This is a genomic window from Pseudomonas sp. B12(2026) (genome assembly GCF_057767015.1).
In genome coordinates this window covers 5,820,459-5,840,265 of record NZ_CM173430.1, presented here as the reverse complement: position 1 = coordinate 5,840,265, position 19,807 = coordinate 5,820,459, and the positions used below count along the sequence as shown (strand labels likewise).

The window sequence follows — 19,807 nt, the reverse complement described above, 5'->3', positions numbered from 1 at the left end:
ACAGGTCCCGCCGCCAGTACCGGGGCTGCCGATTGGTTTTTACGCCGGGGTCCACAAGGCCCGGGCCGAGGGAAAGCCGCAGTGATCAAGAAAATCCTGATCGCCAACCGTGGGGAGATCGCTGTCCGGATCGTGCGCGCCTGCGCCGAGATGGGCATCCGTTCGGTGGCCGTCTATGCCGACGCCGACCGCCACGGCCTGCACGTCAAGCGTGCCGACGAAGCGCACAGCATCGGCACCGACCCGCTCGCCGGTTACCTCAACCCGCGCGCCCTGGTGAACCTGGCGGTGGAAACCGGCTGCGACGCGCTGCACCCGGGCTACGGCTTCCTCTCCGAGAACGCGGAGCTGGCGGAAATCTGCGCCGAGCGCGGGATCAAGTTCATCGGCCCGAGCGCGGAAGTGATCCGCCGCATGGGCGACAAGACCGAGGCCCGCCGCAGCATGATCGCCGCCGGCGTGCCCTGCACCCCCGGCACCGAAGGCAACGTCGCCGACCTCGCCGAGGCCGTCTCCGAAGCCGAGCGCATCGGCTACCCGGTGATGCTCAAGGCCACCTCCGGCGGTGGCGGCCGCGGCATCCGCCGCTGCAACTCGCGCGCCGAGCTGGAGCAGAACTTCCCCCGCGTCATCTCCGAGGCCACCAAGGCCTTCGGCAGCGCCGAAGTCTTCCTCGAGAAGTGCATCGTCAACCCGAAGCACATCGAGGCCCAGGTGCTGGCCGACTCCTTCGGCAACACCGTGCACCTGTTCGAGCGCGACTGCTCGATCCAGCGCCGCAACCAGAAGCTCATCGAGATCGCCCCCAGCCCGCAGCTCACCCCCGAGCAGCGCGCCTACATCGGCGACCTCGCGGTGCGCGCGGCCAAGGCCGTGGGCTACGAGAACGCCGGCACCGTGGAGTTCCTGCTCGCCGATGGCGAGGTGTACTTCATGGAAATGAACACCCGCGTGCAGGTGGAACACACCATCACCGAGGAAATCACCGGCATCGACGTCGTCCGCGAGCAGATCCGCATCGCCTCGGGCCTGCCGCTCTCGGTCAAGCAGGAAGACATCCAGTACCGCGGCTTCGCCCTGCAGTTCCGCATCAACGCCGAGGACCCGAAGAACAACTTCCTGCCCTCCTTCGGCAAGATCACCCGCTACTACGCCCCCGGCGGCCCCGGCGTGCGCACCGATACGGCGATCTACACCGGCTACACCATTCCGCCTTACTACGACTCGATGTGCCTGAAGCTGATCGTCTGGGCACTCACCTGGGAGGAGGCGCTGGACCGGGGCCTGCGCGCGCTGGACGACATGCGCGTGCAGGGTGTGAAGACCACCGCGGCGTACTACCAGGAAATCCTCAAGGACCCGGAATTCCGCAGCGGCCAGTTCAACACCAGCTTCGTCGAGAGCCACCCGGAACTGACCGAATACTCCATCAAGCGCAACCCGTCGCACCTGGCCATCGCCATCGCTACCGCCATTGCCGCCCACGCTGGCCTGTGAGGATCATCGAATGAGCAAGAAAGTCACCGTCACCGATACCATCCTGCGCGACGCCCACCAGTCGCTGCTGGCGACCCGGATGCGCACCGAGGACATGCTGCCCATCTGCGACAAGCTCGACCGGGTCGGCTACTGGTCGCTGGAAGTCTGGGGCGGCGCCACCTTCGACGCCTGCGTGCGCTTCCTCAAGGAAGACCCGTGGGAGCGCCTGCGCAAGCTCAAGGCCGCGCTGCCCAACACCCGCCTGCAGATGCTCCTGCGCGGGCAGAACCTGCTCGGCTACCGCCACTACAGCGACGACGTGGTGCGCGCCTTCGTGGCCAAGGCGGCGGTCAACGGCATCGACGTGTTCCGCATCTTCGACGCGATGAACGACGTGCGTAACCTGCGCGTCTCCATCGAGGCGGTGAAGGCCGCCGGCAAGCACGCCCAGGGCACCATCTGCTACACCACCAGCCCGGTGCACACCATCGACGCCTTCGTCGCCCAGGCCAGGGCCATGGCCGCCATGGGCGTGGACTCCATCGCCATCAAGGACATGGCGGGCCTGCTGACCCCCTACGCCACCGGCGAACTGGTCAAGGCGCTGAAGGCCGAGCTGAGCCTGCCGGTGTTCATCCACTCCCACGACACCGCCGGCGTCGCCGCCATGTGCCAGCTCAAGGGCATCGAGAACGGCGCCGACAACATCGACACCGCCATCTCCAGCATGGCCTGGGGCACCAGCCACCCGGGCACCGAGTCGATGGTCGCGGCCCTGCGCGGCACCCCGTACGACACCGGCCTGGACCTGGAGCTGATCCAGGAAATCGGCGTCTACTTCTACGCCGTGCGCAAGAAGTACCACCAGTTCGAGAGCGCGTTCACCGGCGTGGATACCCGCGTACAGGTCAACCAGGTGCCGGGCGGGATGATTTCCAACCTGGCCAACCAGCTCAAGGAGCAGGGCGCGCTCAACCGCATGAACGAGGTGCTCGAGGAAATCCCGCGGGTGCGCGAGGACCTGGGCTTCCCGCCCCTGGTCACCCCGACCTCGCAGATCGTCGGCACCCAGGCCTTCTTCAACGTGCTGGCCGGCGAGCGCTACAAGACCATCACCAACGAAGTGAAGCTGTACCTGCAGGGCCGCTACGGCAAGGCGGCGGGCGCGATCAACGAGCAACTGCGCCGCCAGGCCATCGGCAACGAGGAAGTCATCGAGGTGCGCCCGGCCGACCTGCTCAAGCCCGAGCTGGACAAGCTGCGCGGCGAGATCGGCGCCCTGGCCAGGACCGAAGAGGACGTGCTGACCTACGCCATGTTCCCGGACATCGGCCGCAAGTTCCTCGAGGAGCGCGCCGCCGGCACCCTGAAGCCCGAAGAGCTGCTGCCGATCCCCAACGGCAACGGCGTGGCCGCCGCCGGCGGCGAGGGCGTGCCGACCGAGTTCGTGGTCGACGTGCATGGCGAGAGCTACCGCGTGGACATCACCGGCGTCGGCGTGAAGACCGACGGCAAGCGCCACTTCTACCTGTCCATCGACGGCATGCCCGAGGAAGTGGTGTTCGAGCCGCTCAACGAGTTCGTCAGCGGTGGCGGCGACAAGCGCAAGCAGGCCAGCGGGCCGGGCCACGTCACCACCACCATGCCGGGCAACATCGTCGATGTGCTGGTGAAGGAAGGCGACAGCGTCAAGGCCGGCCAGGCCGTGCTGATCACCGAGGCGATGAAGATGGAAACCGAGGTGCAGGCGGGCATCGCCGGCACCGTGAAGGCCATTCACGTGGCCAAGGGCGACCGGGTCAACCCCGGTGAGATCCTGGTGGAAATTGAAGGCTGACCAAGGACAGACGGGTCTTTGAGGTTCAGTCCCCGGGGGAGCACGATGCTCCCCCTTTTTTTGTCCGCGCGAAGGGTTTGTTTGATCTGCGTCGGAGACTTTCCGCGCAAACCCTCCTAACGTTCCACGCTGGAAAAACTGACCAGGGTGCGGCGATGGGGAAAGTCGTTCTGTTGTGGGTGTTGCTGTGCGCCAGCGCACAGGCATCGGAGATGATGGATCGGCTCGCCGCTCTGGAGAAGGACCCCGCCAAGCGCGAGCAGGCCTATGCCGCCGCGGAGGACCGCATCCTGCTGTGCAGCAAGTGCCACGGCAAGGACGGCAACAGCAAGCGCGACTACATTCCCAACCTGGCCGGACAGAATCCGCAGTACCTGTTCGATGCCTTCGAGAAGTACGTCGACGGCCAGCGCACCGACTTCGTGATGAACCAGGCGGCCAAGCTCCTGACGGTCAACGAGCGGGTCAACATCGCCTTCTATTTCAGCCAGCAGAAGGTCCTGCCCAAGCCCGAGGCCGCGGCCCTGGACAAGGCGCTGGTGGCGCAGGGCGCGGAGCGCTTCGGCGGCGTCTGCGTCACCTGCCACGGCACCGCCGCCCTGGGGCACGACGGCATTCCGCGCATTGCCGGCCAGCCCCGGCAATACCTCAACCACGCCCTGCAGCGTTACCGGGACAAGGACCCCAGCCGGGCGAATTCCCCCATGCTCGGCGTGGCGGCGCTGCTCAGCGACGAAGACATCGCCTCGCTGACCGCCTATCTCAGCCAGTTGCAGCCCTGAGGGCGCGCCCCCGCGAGAAGCGACCCGGCGCAGAGCGGCCGGACGCGCACCCGAGGAAACCCACGGCTGAACGAAACAGCCCGGCGAGTGCCGGGCTGGTCCGAACGGTCGCGGCGACTCAGAAGGCCATCTGCCACTGCGCGATCAGCGCGTGGTTCCGGGCGTTGTCCCCCAGCTGCCCGCTGTAGCCGAGGCCCAGGGTGTTGCGGGCCGACACGCCGACATCGAAGCCGACATCCAGCAGCAGGCTGTCGCGATCCAGCGCCGCGCCCTGGACGCTGAAGGCGCTGCCGCCGGCGAGGAAGGACTGGCGGGTGTCGCTGTCCACGTCACCGAAGGTGTGGCGCCAGCCCATGCCCAGGCGCGGGGTGAAGGTCATGCCGTTGCTCAGCGTATCCAGGTGGGCGATGCGCAGACCGAGGGTGCTGCTCAGGTTGTCCTGGTCCTGCGAGTCGACGTGCAGCGCGGCGGCGCCGCCCTTTTCGTCGTAGGAATCACGCTCGTAGCGCTGGTAGTCCAGGCGCACGTAGGGCTCCGCGCTCAGGCGGCCGCTGCCCATGGCATAGCCGGTCTCGGCGAAGGCCTGCCAGCTGTCGGCGTCGTAGTCGCCCTTGGGACGATCGCTGAAGCCGTCGAACTCGACGCGGCGCTTGCTCTCGCCGTCGTGGCGGCTGTAGGCCGCGCCCAGGCGCAGGGCCAGCGGGCCGCTCTGGTGCAGCGCGTAGGCGCCCAGGTGCCAGCTGTCGATGTCGCCGGAGACGCCGTCGTGGCCGTCCAGGTCGGTGTGCGAGTAGCCGCCGAGCACGCCCAGGCGCCAGTCCGGGGTCACCGCCCAGTCGGCGCCGAGCAGGGCACCGCCGGTGTCCTGCTGCAGGTCGCCGCTGTCGCCGTCGTCGCCATCGAGCTCGCCGTGACCGCCGATGCCCTGCAGCCAGAGGCGGCCGGCGGCGTTCGGGTCGTTCAGGTTGCGCGCTTCGCTGGGCACGCCGGTGGCGGCGAGCAGCGGCGCGTCGCCCTGTTCGGTGGCGGCCAGCAGGCCGCTGCTGCCCAGCTGGCGCACGGCGCCCAGCATGGCGCCGCCGACCAGCTGGCTGCTGGCCAGGGTGGCGGCGGAGAGGCTGGCGTTGCTGGCGCCGGCCAGTTGCTCCAGGGCCCGGGTGGCATTGCCGGCATCGCTGCCGAGCAGGGCGTTGTACAGCGCGCCGCCGCCCTGGCTCTGCAGCGCGGCGCCGACGTGGCGGCCGTTGCTGCTCTGCGCCAGGTCGCCGAACTGCACGTCATTGCGGGTCAGTTGCAGGTCGACGCTGTTGCTGCCGTAGCTCAGCGTCGGGGTGAGGAAGGCGAAGTTGCTCTGCACGTCGGCGAACTGGCCGTTCACCCCGCCGGCGGCGTTGAGCACCTGCACGCTGCTCTGCCACGGCCAGTTGCCCTGGCCGGCCTGCACGGCGAGGTGCGCACCGTCCAGGGACGCCGTGCCATCGACCTGCAGGGTGGCGTGCTCGCCGCCGGGCTCCACGCCGAAGGACAGGGTCGACCCGCTGCGCAGGTTCAGGTCGCCGGTGACATGGGCGGCGCCCAGCGCGGAGGAGGTGACCAGGTTGCCGGAGATATCCAGGCCGCCCACGCTGCCGCTGCCGGCGTAGGTGGCGCCCTGTTCGACCTGCAGGGTGCCGAGCAGGCTGCCGTCGTTGACCAGGGCGGCGCCGCTGCGGACGCTGCCGCCTTCGCTGAAATCGTTCTGGCTGGAGAGGGTCCAGAGGCCCTGCTTCACGTCCAGCGCCTCGAAGTTGGCGCTGTTGCCGAAGCTGCCGCCGGCGGCATCGTCGAGGATCAGGCTGTCGCGGCCCGCGCCGCCGTCCACCAGGCCGACGAACTGGCTGCCGCTGAGCAGGGTCAGGCTGTCGTCGCCGCCGCCCATGTCCAGGGCGACGCCGCCGTTGCTGCTGATCAGGCCGCCGTTGACCACGCTGTCGGCCTGGGTGCCGATGATGCGCACGGCGTTGCCGCCCTGGCCGATGATCTGGCCGTAGTTCTCCAGGTGGGTGGCGTAGGGCGCGTCGCCGGTGGCGCTGTCGTCGATGAGGATCGCGTTGGCGGCGCTGCGGATGGTGGCGCCGGTGCGGTTGATGATGCTGCCGCCGCCCATGGCGATGCCTTCGGGGCTGTTCGGCGCGCCGTCCTTCTCGCCGGCGGCGCCGGTGCCTTCGATGATGCCGTGGTTGTCGATGTTGCCGAGGCCGTCGATGTCCACGCCGTCGCCGTCGCCATTGGGCGCCAGGCCGTTGTAGGAACCGGTGATGCGCCCGTAGTTGGTCACCGTGCCATCGCCGTCGGAGCCGAAGCCCGAGCCGTTGCGGCCGATGATCACGCCGTCCGCGTAGTTGACCAGGGTGGCGCCGACGTCGGTGGTGATGCCGTGGCGGCCGCCGCTGATCAGGCCGTGGTTTTCCACGCGGCCGCCCGAGGCGCCCTGGAAGTCGATGCCGTCGTACTTGGCATCGTCGTCGGTCATGTCGGCGCTGCTGATTTCGCCGTAGTTGATGACGGTGGCGTTGCCGCCGGGACGGATGCCGTCGTTGCCGTCGCTGTGGATGACGCCGGTCGCGCGGTTGATGATGGTGCTGGCGACGTCGCTCTGCAGCGCGTCGATGTCCAGCGCCTGGCCGGTCTGCGAGGTGATGCGGCCGGCGTTGTCGATCAGCAGGCTGCCGCCGGTGAAGGCGTTGTCCATGCGGATGGCGTCGTCGAAGCCGAGGATGCGCCCGCCTTCGCGGTTGATGATCTGGTAGAAGCGGGTGGTGTCGTCGTCGCCGCCGGTGTCGACCACCCGGCCGGTGGTGGACTGCATCAGGCCGCTGTTGTCGATGACCACCCCGGCGCCTTCCGCCGCGCCCTTGAGGTTGACGCTCTTGCCGCTGGTGACCAGGCTGCCGTTGCCGGTGACCTGCAGCGTGGTTTCGTTGCTCAGGGTCAGGCCGGTGGTCGAGGCGCTGTCGATGGTAATGGTGGTCGGCGCGATGGTCGCGTGGGCCGACTCGGCAGCGAGGGCGCTCACCACCAGGGCGATGCGCAGGGCCAGGGGGGACGGCTTGTGCAGCATGGCTGAATCCTTTTCTTATCGGGTGGCCGATTTTTATAACGACGGATTCTTACGCTTTTGTAACCATGCTGGCCTTGTGCCCTGCCTGCGTGCCCGGCGGGAATTCGAGAAACCCTATATACTTTGCTGTCTTTCTACCGTTTCCGATGTGAGAACCGCCGTGAGCCAACTGCCTCCCTGCCCGAAATGCAACTCCGAATACACCTATGAAGACGGCTCCATGCTGGTTTGCCCGGAGTGCGCCCACGAGTGGTCCGCCGACGGCGCGGCCGAGGCCGATAGCGATGCCCGCGTGATCAAGGATTCCGTCGGCAACGTGCTGCAGGACGGCGACACCGTCAGCGTGATCAAGGACCTGAAGGTCAAGGGCTCGTCCCTGGTGGTGAAGGTCGGCACCAAGGTGAAGAACATCCGCCTGGTGGACGGCGACCACGACATCGACTGCAAGATCGACGGCATCGGCGCGATGAAGCTGAAGTCGGAGTTCGTGAAGAAGGTCTGAGCCTTCTCGCAGCCAATGAAAAGCCCGGCCATGTGCCGGGCTTTTTTGTTTCCTATGTGCCGCGCGGTGGCGCTATTCCTTGTAGTAGACGATCTGGTTGCTGGTCGCCAGCAGCTCGCCCGACTCGCTCCACAGCTCCGCCGCCTGGTCGAAGAAGCCGTTGCGGAAGGCCTGGCCACGGGCGTCGCCGAGCAGGTAGCCGGTGCCGGCCTCGGCCAGCTGCGCGGCGTCGGTGTGGAAATAGGTGGTGATCGACACGGTGCCCGCCGGCACCCGGGTGGCGCGGCGCAGCCAGATGCGCGGGTAGAAGATGTCGCTCATCGCCGCCAGGGACAGGAAGTCCAGCGGGCGGGCTTCGGCGTCGCGCAGCCAGAGCTGGCTGCGGCTGTGTTCGCCGCTGCCGTCCCACTGTTCCGGAAGGGCGCCGCTGATGGCGCGCAGCTCGTATTGCTGGATCCAGGCCACGCCCTTGCCGAGGTGGGTCATCCGCGCCAGTTCGGCGGCCGGCGGCACCTGCGGCATGTGCAGGTCGGAGTGGCTCCAGGTCTCGCGGCGCAGGGCGGTGACCAGGGTGGCGGTGGTGGTGACCTGTGCCTCGCCGTTCTCGTCGGCCTGCAGCAGCTGCAGCAGCCAGTGCTGGGTGGAACGGTTGGTGCGCACCGGCGTGGCCTGGACCTGGAAGGCCCCGGCGACCACGGCGCTGGCGTAGTTGACCGTCAGCGACAGCGGGCTGCCGAGCAGCTGCGGATGGCGCAGCGCGCCCTGCAGGAGGATGGCCGCGGTGACGCCGCCGAAGGGGCCGACCATGTTCCAGTAGTCCTGGCTGGTGTGGCCGTCGTAGAGGCCGGGTCGGCCTTCCACGGGTTGCAGGGCGACGGCGCGGTCGAACGGGTGCAGGGTGGTAGCGGTCATGACTCTCTCGGCGCTTCTTGTTCTGGGAAGAGGGTCTTGTAGGGGAAAGCGCCGAGGTGGGTCAAGCGAACCCAGGGGCAGCCCCCGTTTCGGCGCGAACCGCGTTGCTGCGCCAAATCGCGCCAGGCTAGACGCGGGACGACGGCAATGGCATTCCCTTGTCTAGTCCCGCAACGACGCATGGCGTGATTTGCCGCGCAACCCGAAGGGACGGAGCGTATTTTGCGCAGCCTCGTTGCGCCGAAATACCAGCTGCAGGAGGTGCCAACGCACACACCGGACCTGCGCGGAATACGCTTCGTCGCGGTCGTGACGGAACGGGGGCAGCCCTTGACGTCAGGGCGTGACCTCGAAACGCAGCGTGCCGATCACCTGCCCGGCTTCGGTGAGCACCTGCACCTGCCAGCGCCCGGTGGGATCGCCGGGGAAGTTCTGCTTGTGCGTCCAGGCGCGGTAGCCGGCCTCGCGGCCGCCCCGGATGTCCAGGGCGATGCGGTCGACTTCCTGGCCGTTCAGGCGCCAGGCGTGGTAGATGCGCTCGTTCAGCCCGCGCGGGGCGCTGATCGCGGTGTAGGCGTAGAGGCCCTGGCTCCTGATCTGCGCGGCGCTGACCGTTTCCAGGCCGTCGCCGGGGGTGCGCTGGCTGTTGTCGAAGCTCTCGGTCACCGCCATCTCGGTCATCCACAGGGTCGACGGCGGCACCCAGGCGCGGGCGAACCAGCCCACCGCGCCGATCGACAGGGTCAGGCCGACCAGGGCGAACCAGCGCCACCATTTGTGGATCTTCACCGTCACCGCCAGGCTCGGGAAGGACAGCAGCACGGCGATGCCCAGCGCCAGCCGGTAACTCTGCGGGGTGCTCAGCTGGAGGAGGATCGGCAGCGCGGTGAGCAGCACCGCGAACAGCGTCAGGGTGTGGTAGCCGAGGAAGGTCCAGCGCCGCACCGAGAGGAACCTGTAGTAGATCGGGTCGGTGATCGCCATCAGCCCGGCCAGCGCCAGCGCGCCGGTGAACAGCGCCTGGCCGCTGTTCCAGGTGGTGGTGACGAAGAAGAACGGCAGGCAGAAGAACAGGCTTTCCTGGTGGATCAGCTGGGTCGCGTAGCGCAGCAGGCCCGGCGGCACTTCCCAGCCGAAGCGGCGCTTGAAGCGGTCGGTGAGCAGGTTCTCCAGCATCAGCCAGACCCAGCTCACCAGCATGACGATGGCCATCACCCGGGCGAAGCCGGCGCGGTGGCGGTCCACCATGATGAAGCTGAACACCCCGGAGCAGAAGCCGAACAGGGCGACCAGGTGCGGGTAGCGCTGCAGCAGGCCGAGGACGAGGGTGATCAGGCGCTGCACGCGCGCTTTCCAGATGAGCATGGGGCGGGGCGGGATAACGAAAGCGAAAGGAGGCGGGATTGTAACCCCAGGGGTCGGGCCGAGGGGAGGACCACCGCGGCCGAGGCCGGTTCGCCCGCAGGCCCGCTCCCGCGCCGAGGCGCCTCAGCGCTTGCCGCTCAGCTCCTCCCGCGCGTAATCGACGAACAGCTGCGCCGGCTTGGTCAGCTGGGCGCGCTTGAGCCAGGCGGCGACCAGCCCGGAGGCGCTGACGTCCTCGGCGATGTTCACCATCACCACCTTCCGGCCGTCGTAGGTGCATTCCGAATGCGGGCGGGTCACCAGCACCGAGAAGCCGAAGCCCTGGCCGACCATGCCGCGCACCATCTCGATCGACGGCGAGCTGAAGGCAATGTGCGGGTTCAGCCCCAGTTCCTCGAAGATGCTCACGAAATAGGTGCGACTTGGCTGCACATCGAGCAGGATCATCGGCTCCAGCGCCAGGTCGCGCAGGGACACCTTGTCCTGCCGGGCGAAACGGTGATCCTCCGGCAGCAGCGCGTAGGGGCGCTGCGGCGGCATCAGCGGATCGGTGGCGATGGTGGAGTCCAGGTCGTGCTCGTAGAGCAGCGCCAGGTCGAAGCGGCCGGCGGTGAGGCCCTGCACCAGCTCCTGCTGCTCGCCGTCGCTGATGCGGATTTCCACGCCCGGGTAGCGCTCGCGGAAGCCCGCGATCAGGCGCGGCAGGTAGAGCGGGGCGACGGTCTCGAAGCAGCCGATGTCGATCTGTCCGGCCACCACGTCGTTGTCGGCCAGGGCGTTCTGCTCGAACTCGTGGGCCATGCGCAGCAGCTCCTGCGCCTTGCGGTAGAAGCGCGCGCCGCTGGGGGTGAGGGAGACGCCCTGGGCATGGTGGCGGATGAACAGCTGTACGCCGAAGCTCTCCTCCAGGCCCTTGATCGCCGTGGAGATGGACGGCTGCGCGATGTACAGCTTGCGCGAGGCCTCGGCCACGCTGCCGCATTCCACGGTGGTCACGAAATACTTCAGTTGCCGCAAGGTATAGGACGCCACTGCACGCCTCGTTGGTGTTTTTTTATACAGTTGATGTTTTTTTATACAAGATACCGCGTCGGGCCGGCCGGCGGTGGCGGCCCGTGGCGAAGATTTTCCTCGCCGGAGACCACATTTTTCATGGCCTTGGCCGCCTGCTGCGTCCCTCCGGGCGCGGGCATACTCCCACGCAGCCCCCGAAGGCACCCTGCAATTCCCGTACACGCAGCCCGGAGTAAAGCTCATGCGCATGGCCCTATGGCAGACCTGCGGCCTCCCCGGCGACATCGCCGGCAACCTCGACCAACTGCAGCGCCAGGCCGGTGCCGCGGCGGCCGCCGGCGCGCAGCTGCTGCTCTGCCCGGAGCTGTGGCTGGGCGGCTACAACGTGCCGCAGCGCATGCACGAACTGGCCGAGGCGGCGGACGGCCCGTCCGCCCGGCGCATCGGCGAGCTGGCGCGGCGCTTCGGGCTGGCCATCGCCTACGGCTACGCCGAACGCCATCCCGCGGGCGGCAAGCCGTACAACGCGGTGCAGGTGATCGGCCCGTCCGGCGAGGCTCTCGGTCACTACCGAAAGGCGCACCTGTTCGGCGCCATGGAACGGGAAGTGTTCAGCCCGGGCGATGTGCTGGAAACCCCGTTCGACTACGCCGGCTGGCGCATCGGCCTGCTGATCTGCTTCGACGTGGAGTATCCCGAAGCGGTGCGCAGCCACGCGCTGAACGGCGCCGGGCTGATCCTCATCCCCACCGCGCTGACCCCGGAATACGGCGCGGTGCCGGGCCTGATAGTCCCGGCGCGGGCGGTGGAGAACCAGCTGTTCGTCGCCTACTGCAACCACTGTGGCGTGGAGGACGGGCTGGCCTTCCTCGGCGGCTCCTGCATCGTCGCGCCCGACGGCGAGCGCCTGGCCGCGGCCGGGCCCGCGGAGAGCCTGCTGATCGTCGACCTGGACCCCGGGCAGCGCGCGCGCCAGGCCGGCACCTTCCCCTATCTGCCGTGCCGCCGGCCCGAGCTGTACGCCGCGCTCGCCCGCTGAGAGGCCGGCCCGGAGCCGTGCACCGCGAGCGGGCAGGGTGCTCCGGGGTGGTGCGGGGCTGACCAGCTTTTTCATATATCCCGAAGACAAATTTAATAATTTTCCTTGGCCGGGGCTTGGGCGACCATCGATCGCACTTGCAGAACAACAAGGTCGCCGTTCGAGCGACTGAAACAGGAGCGCCTTGGTGCACGAGCTCAACGACTGGCGGCAGCGCGCTGCCCGGCAGACCTTCATCGACGCCGCCCTGATCGGCGGCCGCCGCGTGGCCGCGCGAGACGGCGCCACCTTCGCCTCCATCGACCCGGCGACCAACCGCCTGCTGGCCAACGTCGCCGCCTGCGGCGAGGCCGAGATCGACGCCGCCGTGCGAGTCGCCCGCCAGGCATTCGAACAAGGTCCCTGGGCGCGCATGGCGCCGCGCGAGCGCAAGGCCGTGCTGCTCAGGCTCGGCGAACTGATGCTGGCGCACCGCGACGAGCTGGCCCTGCTCGACAGCCTGAACATGGGCAAGCCGGTGATGGACGCCTGGAACATCGACGTGCCTGGCGCCGCCGGCGTGTTTGCCTGGTACGCCGAAAGCCTGGACAAGCTCTACGATCAGGTCGCGCCCACCGCGCAGGACGCCCTGGCCACCATCACCCGCACCCCGCTGGGCGTGATCGGCGCCGTGGTGCCGTGGAACTTCCCCCTCGACATGGCCGCCTGGAAGCTGGCGCCGGCGCTGGCCGCCGGCAACTCCGTGGTGCTCAAGCCCGCCGAGCAGTCGCCGTTCTCCGCCCTGCGCCTGGCCGAGCTGGCGCTGGAAGCCGGCCTGCCCGAAGGCGTGCTGAACGTGGTGCCGGGCCTGGGCGAAACCGCCGGCAAGGCCCTCGGCCTGCACCCGGACGTGGACGCCCTGGTGTTCACCGGCTCGACCCAGGTCGGCAAGTACTTCATGCAGTATTCCGCGCAGTCCAACCTCAAGCAGGTCTGGCTGGAGTGCGGCGGCAAGAGCCCGAACCTGGTGTTCGCCGACTGCCGCGACCTCGATCTTGCCGCCGAGAAGGCCGCCTTCGGCATCTTCTTCAACCAGGGCGAAGTCTGCTCGGCCAACTCGCGCCTGCTGGTCGAACGCTCGATCCACGACCAGTTCGTCGAGAAGCTGATCGCCAGGGCCCGCAACTGGGCGCCGGGCGACCCGCTGGACCCGGCCAGCCGCGCTGGCGCCATCGTCGACGGCAAGCAGACCGCCGGCATCCTGCGCTTCATCGACGAGGCCGCCAGCGACGGCGCCCGGCTGGCCTGCGGCGGCCGCCAGCTGAGCTTCAACGGCTCGGGCAACTTCATCGAACCGACCATCTTCACCGGCGTGCGCCCGGACCAGCGCCTGGCCCGCGACGAAGTGTTCGGCCCGGTGCTGGCGGTCATCCCGTTCGACAGCGAAGACGAAGCCGTGCGCCTGGCCAACGACAGCCCCTACGGCCTGGCCGCCTCGCTGTGGAGCGACGACCTGCACCGCGCCCACCGCGTGGCGCGCCGGCTGAACGCCGGCACGGTGTCGGTGAACACCGTGGACGCCCTCGACCCGGCGATCCCGTTCGGCGGCGGCAAGCAGTCAGGCTTCGGCCGCGACCTGTCGCTGCATTCGTTCGACAAGTACACCCAGCTCAAGACCACCTGGTTCCAGCTGCGCTGAATCGGATTTTCGCAACCGAACCGCTCGAGACGGCCGGTGAGACTGCCCAGGTAAGTCCGTCGCCCTCGATCCCCTGCAATCCCCGGTGGCCCGATGTACGCCCCGGGAACCTGGAGAATATCGATGACCGACCCGACCCGACCGCAACGTGACACCCGCGATTACCAGCAGGCGGACGCGGCCCACCACATCCACGCCTTCCTCGACCAGAAGGCGCTGAACGCCGAGGGCCCGCGCGTGATGGTGCGCGGCGAAGGCCTGTACCTGTGGGACAACGACGGCAAGCGCTACCTCGACGGCATGTCCGGCCTGTGGTGCACCAACCTCGGCTACGGCCGCAAGGACCTCACCGCCGCCGCCACCGCGCAGCTGGACGAGCTGCCGTACTACAACATGTTCTTCCACACCACCCACCCGGCGGTGATCGAGCTGTCCGAGACGCTCTTCAGCCTGCTGCCGGACCACTACAGCCACGCGATCTACACCAACTCCGGCTCCGAGGCCAACGAGGTGCTGATCCGCACCGTGCGCCGTTACTGGCAGGTCGCCGGCAAGCCGCAGAAGAAGATCATGATCGGCCGCTGGAACGGCTACCACGGCTCGACCCTGGCGGCCACCGCGCTGGGTGGCATGAAGTTCATGCACGAGATGGGCGGGCTGATCCCGGATGTCGCGCACATCGACGAGCCCTACTGGTTCGCCGCCGGCGGCGAGCTGACCCCGGCCGAGTTCGGCCGCCGCTGCGCGCTGCAGCTGGAGGAGAAGATCCTCGAACTGGGTGCGGAGAACGTCGCCGGCTTCATCGCCGAGCCGTTCCAGGGCGCCGGCGGCATGATCTTCCCGCCGGAAAGCTACTGGCCGGAAATCCAGCGCATCTGCCGCCAGTACGACGTGCTGCTGTGCGCCGACGAAGTGATCGGCGGCTTCGGCCGCACCGGCGAGTGGTTCGCCCACCAGCACTTCGGCTTCCAGCCCGACACCCTGTCCATCGCCAAGGGCCTGACCTCCGGCTACATCCCCATGGGCGGCCTGGTGCTGAGCAAGCGCATCGCCCAGACCCTGGTCGAAGAGGGCGGCGTGTTCGCCCACGGCCTGACCTACTCCGGCCACCCGGTGGCGGCGGCGGTGGCGGTGGCCAACCTGCGCGCGCTGCGCGACGAGGGCTGGGTCGATCAGGTGAAGAACGACACCGGCCCGTACCTGCAGCAGTGCCTGCGCGAAGTCTTCGGCAAGCACCCGCTGGTGGGCGATATCCAGGGCGCCGGCTTCGTCGCCGCGCTGCAGTTCGTGGAGGACAAGGCCACCCGCAAACGCTACGACAACGAGAACGACCTGGCCTGGCGCTGCCGCACCATCGGCTTCGAGGAGGGCGTGATCATCCGCTCGACCCTCGGCCGGATGATCATGGCCCCGGCGCTGGTGGCCGGCCGCGCCGAGATCGACGAGCTGGTCGACAAGACCCGCCGCGCGGTCGACCGCACGGCCGAGGAAATCGGCGTGCTGTAACGGCACGACCTGTAGGAGCGAGCTTGCTCGCGAAGCTCTTTCGCCGGAGTGATTCGCCAGCAGGCCTGGCTTGGGGTTCGCGAGCAAGCTCGCTCCTACGAAACACCGGAACACCGAACAACAACGCCGCGGGCGCGAAGACGCCCGCGCGATGGAACCCTTTTGGCCGGCTTCTGGCCGGCTGCTGCCCAGCAACACAACAACGCCAATCGGCTGTGGGAGTCTGTTCCATGTATTCGTCCTTGCTCAAGCACACCACCCTGACCTGCGCCCTTCTGGCCACCGCCGTCGCCGGCGGTGCCCAGGCGCAATCGCAGAACCTGACCGTGATCTCCTTTGGCGGCGCCACCAAGGCGGCCCAGGAGCAGGCCTATTTCAAACCCTTCGAAGCCAGCGGCGCCGGGAAGATCGTCGCCGGCGAGTACAACGGCGAGATGGCCAAGGTGAAAGCCATGGTCGACGTCGGCAAGGTCACCTGGGACGTGGTCGAGGTGGAAAGCCCCGAGCTGCTGCGCGGCTGCGACGAGGGCCTGTTCGAGCGCCTCGACCCGGCGGTCTTCGGCGACGAGAAGCAGTTCGTGCCCGGCACCCTGAGCGAATGCGGCGTCGCCACCTACGTCTGGTCCATGGTCATGGCCTACAACGGCGCCAAGCTCGCCAAGGCGCCGGCCTCCTGGGCGGACTTCTGGAACACCGCCGAGTACCCGGGCAAGCGCGGCCTGCGCAAGGGCGCCAAGTACACCCTGGAGATCGCCCTGCTGGCCGACGGCGTGAAGCAGGAAGACCTGTACAAGGTGCTGGGCACCAAGGCCGGCGTCGACCGCGCCTTCGCCAAGCTCGACCAGCTCAAGCCGAGCATCCAGTGGTGGGAGGCCGGCGCGCAGCCGCCGCAGTGGCTGGCCGCCGGCGACGTGGTGATGAGCGCCGCCTACAACGGGCGCATCGCCGCCGCCCAGAAGGAAGGCGTGAAGCTCGGCATCGTCTGGCCCGGCAGCCTCTATGACCCGGAATACTGGGTCGTGGTGAAGGGCTCGCCGAACAAGGCGCTGGCCGAGAAGTTCATCGCCTTCGCCAGCCAGCCGCAGACCCAGAAGACCTTCTCCGAGAACATCCCCTACGGCCCGGTGCACAAGGGCACCCTCGACCTGCTGCCGGAGAACGTGCGCGAGGCGCTGCCCACCGCGCCGGCCAACCTGGAAGGCGCCCGCGCCGTCGACTCCGCCTTCTGGGTCGACCACGGCGAGGAACTGGAACTGCGCTTCAACGCCTGGGCGGCGCACTGATCTCCCTTTCCTGATCCGGGCCCGGCGTTCGCGCCGGGCCTGCCTTGCCAACCTCGCGTGAGAATCATAATGACAACGACGCAAAACCAGGCGGCGACCCTGGAGCTGAGCACCATCCAGCCCATCGCCGCACATGAACGACACGGCCGCGCCCGTGACCTCTTCACCATCTGGTTCGGCAGCAACATCATGCTGCTCACGGTGGTGACCGGCGCCCTGGCGGTCACCGTGTTCAAGCTGCCGTTCTTCGCCGCGGTGCTGGCGCTGGTGCTCGGCAACTTGGTGGGCGGCGTGTTCATGGCGCTGCACTCGGCCCAGGGCCCGCAGCTGGGCGTGCCGCAGATGGTGCAGACCCGCGGCCAGTTCGGCTCCTTCGGATCCTTGCTGGTGGTCGCCCTGGTGGTGATCATGTACCTGGGCTTCTTCGCCTCCAACCTGGTGCTCGGCGGCCAGGCGCTGCACGCGCGCTTCGAGGTGATCGGCACCAACACTGGCATCCTGATGGTGGGCGCGATCAGCGTGATCGCCACGGTGTTCGGCTACCGCCTGATCCACGGCTACACCCGGGTGATGTCCTGGCTGTCCGGCGCGGTGCTGCTGGTCAGCTTCGTCTGGCTGGTGTTTGTCCACGGCCTGCCGGCGGACCTGCTCGAACGCAACGAGAACAACATTCCCGGCTTCCTCGGCGCGCTGTCGATCGCCGCGCTGTGGCAGCTGGCCTACGCGCCCTACGTGTCCGACTACTCGCGCTACATGCCACAGGGCACCGGCGCGCGCACCGCATTCTGGTCCAGCTACTGGGGCTGCTGCCTGGGCTCGATCCTGCCGATGCTGCTGGGCGTGCTGGTCGGCCTGTCGGTGGGCGAGGGCGACGTCATCGCCGGCCTGATCGAGATGACCGGCGGCTTCAGCGCCGTGATGGTCGCGGTGTTCTCCATCGGCATCGCCGCCACCAACTCGATGAACCTGTACTGCGGCACGCTCTCGGCCATCACCGTCGGCCAGACGCTGATCCCCGCCTGGACTGCCCGCGCCGGCTGGCGCGCGGTGATCGCCCTGGTGCTGTTCGGCGGCTCGCTGGCCATCGCCCTGCTCGGCCAGGACAACTTCATGGCCAACTACACCAACTTCATCCTGCTGCTGCTCTACGTGCTGGTGCCCTGGAGCGCGATCAACCTGGTCGACTACTACCTGGTGGCCCACGGCGAATACGACGTGCTGTCGTTCTTCCGCCGCGACGGCGGCATCTACGGCACCTTCAACTGGACCGCGGTGAACTGCTACATCCTCGGCATCCTGGTGCAGATTCCGTTCATGTCCACCGCGCTCTACACCGGCGCCGCCGCCCAGGCCATGGACGGTGCGGACATCTCCTGGGTGGTCGGCCTGGGCGTGGTCTCGCCGGTCTACTGGCTGTTCAGCCGCAAGCGCCAGCGCAGCCTGAAAGGCGCCCGCGCATGAGTCGCCGCACCGGGTTCTTCTTCGATGAGCGCTGCTTCTGGCACGCCACCGGGCTGCACGCGCTGATCCTCCCGGTCGGCGGCTGGCTGCAGCCGCCGGTGGGCGCCGGCCATGCCGAATCGCCCGAGAGCAAGCGCCGGCTGAAAAGCCTGATGGACGTCTCCGGCCTCAGTGACCAGCTGCAGCTTTCCAGCGCGCCGCTGGCCAGCGAGGAAGACCTGCTGCGGGTGCACCCGGCCAGCTACCTGGAGCGCTTCAAGGCCTGCAGCGAAGCCGGCCACGGCGACATGGGCGAGGAAACCATGGTCAGCCACGGCACCTACGACATCGCCCGGCAGTCCGCTGGCCTGACCATCGCCGCGGTGGACGCCGTGCTGCGCGGCGAGCTGGACAACGCCTACGCGCTGTCCCGTCCGCCGGGCCACCATTGCCTGCCGGATCGCGGCATGGGCTTCTGCTACCTGGCGAACATTGCCGTGGCGGTGGAGACGGCCAAGGCGCGCCATGGCATCCAGCGCGTGGCGGTGCTGGACTGGGACGTGCACCACGGCAACGGCACCGAGGCGATCTTCTACGGCCGCGACGACGTGCTGACCCTGTCGATCCACCAGGCCGACTGCTACCCCACCGGCTCCGGCGCGGTGGACGACATCGGCGCGGGCGCGGGCAAGGGCTACAACCTCAACGTGCCGCTCTATCCGGGCAGTGGCGATGACGCCTATCGCGTGGCGATGGAGACCATCATCGTGCCGGCGCTGGAGCGTTTCCGGCCGCAGCTGATGGTGGTCGCCAGCGGCTTCGACGCCAACGGCGTGGACCCGCTGGCGCGCATGCTCGCCCACAGCGAGACCTTCCGCTTCATGACCGCCGCCGTGCGCGCCGCCGCCGAGCGCCTGTGCGACGGCCGCCTGGTGGTGGTCCACGAGGGCGGTTACGCCGAAGCCTACGTGCCGTTCTGCGGCCACGCGGTGATCGAGGAAATGGCCGGCGTGCGCACCGAGGTGGTCGATCCCTTCCTGCCGATGCTCGAAGGCCAGCAGCCGGACGCGGAGTTCCGCGCCTTCCAGCGCCAGGCGCTGGCGCGGATGGCGGGGAAGTTGCTGGGCTGACGGTTTGGCCGGGTGGCGTATAACCGGGAACGGTTATGCGCCCTACGGACCGATCCCGCCCCGAAGCTGCCCGGCGTTCGCGCCGGGCATCGGTCCCGCGTTCCGCGCCATGACGACGACACCCGCCAGGCGCGGTGATCGCCGGTCCTGGCATGGCGGCTGACCTTCGCCGTCAATGGCCGGGCGGTGCCCCGCTACGGTGTCCGAGCTGCTAGGGTGGGGGCCAAATCCAGAAGAACGGATCGCCTCCCCATGAAGCTTCTGCTCCTGCCCCTCGGCCTGCTGGCCGCCTCCACCGCCGCCCAGGCGGCCGACTGTGCCAATCCCATGGACCAGGCCACCTTCAATGCTTGCGCCGCCCGGGAATATGCCGCCGCCGACAAGCGCCTCAACCAGGCCTACGACGCCTATCGCCAGCGCCTCGACGCGAAACAGAAGGAGGGCCTGAAGGATGCCCAGCAGGCCTGGTTGCATTACCGCGACCTGCACTGCAAGTTCGCCGCCTCTTCGGTGGAGGGGGGCTCGGCCTACGCCATGGTGTTCGACGGCTGCCTGGCCGAAGTCACCGATGCGCGGGTGAAGGAGCTCAAGGGGCTGTCCAGTTGCGAGGAAGGCAGCTTCGACTGCCCCGCGCCGAAGCCTTGATGCGGCTCTTGCGGGAGCGAGCTTGCTCGCGAACGGGGTTCGCAGCTGGGCGGTTCGCGAGCAAGCTCGCTCCTACAGGATTTCACCTGTGATCT

At 68.4% G+C, this 19,807-nt stretch carries 15 protein-coding genes and 1 pseudogene; 12 read left to right on the top strand and 4 right to left on the bottom strand.

Features of this window, described 5'->3' with window-relative positions:
- Nucleotides 1-81 precede the first annotated feature (81 nt).
- The 3 genes from AC3B6A_RS27060 (at nucleotide 82) to AC3B6A_RS27050 (ending at nucleotide 4,098) form a co-directional block, all read left to right on the top strand.
- A complete protein-coding gene (locus AC3B6A_RS27060) occupies nucleotides 82-1,497 on the top strand; it encodes an acetyl-CoA carboxylase biotin carboxylase subunit (protein WP_488400168.1) in 1,416 nt (471 codons plus the stop codon).
- A gap of 10 nt (nucleotides 1,498-1,507) precedes the next feature.
- On the top strand, nucleotides 1,508-3,316 hold the full coding sequence (gene oadA, locus AC3B6A_RS27055; protein WP_488400167.1) for a sodium-extruding oxaloacetate decarboxylase subunit alpha: 1,809 nt from the start codon (nucleotides 1,508-1,510) through the stop codon (nucleotides 3,314-3,316).
- A 155-nt stretch (nucleotides 3,317-3,471) separates the two neighbouring features.
- Entirely contained in the window at nucleotides 3,472-4,098 is a 627-nt protein-coding gene (locus AC3B6A_RS27050) for a c-type cytochrome (protein ID WP_488400166.1), read from the top strand.
- Between the two features lie 118 nt (nucleotides 4,099-4,216).
- Here the strand turns inward: AC3B6A_RS27050 and AC3B6A_RS27045 are convergent, their stop codons facing one another.
- Nucleotides 4,217-7,198, bottom strand: coding sequence for an autotransporter outer membrane beta-barrel domain-containing protein (locus AC3B6A_RS27045; protein ID WP_488400165.1), 2,982 nt, complete (start codon nucleotides 7,196-7,198; stop codon nucleotides 4,217-4,219).
- Nucleotides 7,199-7,358: 160 nt separating this feature from the next.
- Between AC3B6A_RS27045 and AC3B6A_RS27040 the strand changes: the two genes are divergently transcribed.
- The gene (locus AC3B6A_RS27040) at nucleotides 7,359-7,700 is read left to right on the top strand and encodes a zinc ribbon domain-containing protein YjdM (protein WP_488400164.1); all 342 of its coding nucleotides are present in this window, start codon (nucleotides 7,359-7,361) and stop codon (nucleotides 7,698-7,700) included.
- 72 nt (nucleotides 7,701-7,772) lie between these two features.
- Here AC3B6A_RS27040 and AC3B6A_RS27035 read toward each other — a convergent pair whose 3' ends face one another.
- The 3 genes from AC3B6A_RS27035 to AC3B6A_RS27025 form a co-directional block, all read right to left on the bottom strand.
- Nucleotides 7,773-8,612 carry an acyl-CoA thioesterase gene (locus AC3B6A_RS27035; RefSeq protein ID WP_488400163.1) on the bottom strand — a complete coding sequence of 280 codons (840 nt, stop codon included), beginning with the start codon at nucleotides 8,610-8,612 and terminating at the stop codon, nucleotides 7,773-7,775.
- Nucleotides 8,613-8,948: 336 nt separating this feature from the next.
- Complete coding sequence (locus AC3B6A_RS27030; RefSeq protein WP_488400162.1) at nucleotides 8,949-9,977, bottom strand: DUF5924 family protein; 1,029 nt, start codon at nucleotides 9,975-9,977, stop codon at nucleotides 8,949-8,951.
- A gap of 123 nt (nucleotides 9,978-10,100) precedes the next feature.
- Entirely contained in the window at nucleotides 10,101-11,009 is a 909-nt protein-coding gene (locus AC3B6A_RS27025) for a LysR substrate-binding domain-containing protein (protein ID WP_488400161.1), read from the bottom strand.
- 223 nt (nucleotides 11,010-11,232) lie between these two features.
- On the opposite strand from AC3B6A_RS27025, the gene AC3B6A_RS27020 reads away from it, so the two are divergent.
- The 8 genes and pseudogenes from AC3B6A_RS27020 (at nucleotide 11,233) to AC3B6A_RS26985 (ending at nucleotide 19,712) form a co-directional block, all read left to right on the top strand.
- Nucleotides 11,233-12,030 carry a carbon-nitrogen hydrolase family protein gene (locus AC3B6A_RS27020; RefSeq protein ID WP_488400160.1) on the top strand — a complete coding sequence of 266 codons (798 nt, stop codon included), beginning with the start codon at nucleotides 11,233-11,235 and terminating at the stop codon, nucleotides 12,028-12,030.
- A 187-nt stretch (nucleotides 12,031-12,217) separates the two neighbouring features.
- Complete coding sequence (locus tag AC3B6A_RS27015) at nucleotides 12,218-13,708, top strand: aldehyde dehydrogenase (protein ID WP_488400159.1); 1,491 nt, start codon at nucleotides 12,218-12,220, stop codon at nucleotides 13,706-13,708.
- A gap of 5 nt (nucleotides 13,709-13,713) precedes the next feature.
- A pseudogene (locus AC3B6A_RS27010) lies at nucleotides 13,714-13,835 on the top strand (hypothetical protein); the annotation flags it as partial.
- On the top strand, nucleotides 13,832-15,214 hold the full coding sequence (locus AC3B6A_RS27005; protein ID WP_488400158.1) for an aspartate aminotransferase family protein: 1,383 nt from the start codon (nucleotides 13,832-13,834) through the stop codon (nucleotides 15,212-15,214). The pseudogene AC3B6A_RS27010 and the gene AC3B6A_RS27005, both read left to right, overlap by 4 nt.
- A gap of 230 nt (nucleotides 15,215-15,444) precedes the next feature.
- Entirely contained in the window at nucleotides 15,445-16,497 is a 1,053-nt protein-coding gene (locus AC3B6A_RS27000) for a gamma-aminobutyric acid-binding protein (RefSeq protein ID WP_488400157.1), read from the top strand.
- A 69-nt stretch (nucleotides 16,498-16,566) separates the two neighbouring features.
- Nucleotides 16,567-17,958 carry a purine-cytosine permease family protein gene (locus tag AC3B6A_RS26995; RefSeq protein ID WP_488400156.1) on the top strand — a complete coding sequence of 464 codons (1,392 nt, stop codon included), beginning with the start codon at nucleotides 16,567-16,569 and terminating at the stop codon, nucleotides 17,956-17,958.
- On the top strand, nucleotides 17,955-19,067 hold the full coding sequence (locus tag AC3B6A_RS26990; protein ID WP_488400155.1) for a histone deacetylase-like amidohydrolase: 1,113 nt from the start codon (nucleotides 17,955-17,957) through the stop codon (nucleotides 19,065-19,067). Before AC3B6A_RS26995 ends, AC3B6A_RS26990 begins: the two co-directional genes overlap by 4 nt.
- Before the next feature lie 252 nt (nucleotides 19,068-19,319).
- On the top strand, nucleotides 19,320-19,712 hold the full coding sequence (locus AC3B6A_RS26985) for a lysozyme inhibitor LprI family protein (protein WP_488400154.1): 393 nt from the start codon (nucleotides 19,320-19,322) through the stop codon (nucleotides 19,710-19,712).
- Nucleotides 19,713-19,807: the final 95 nt, after the last annotated feature.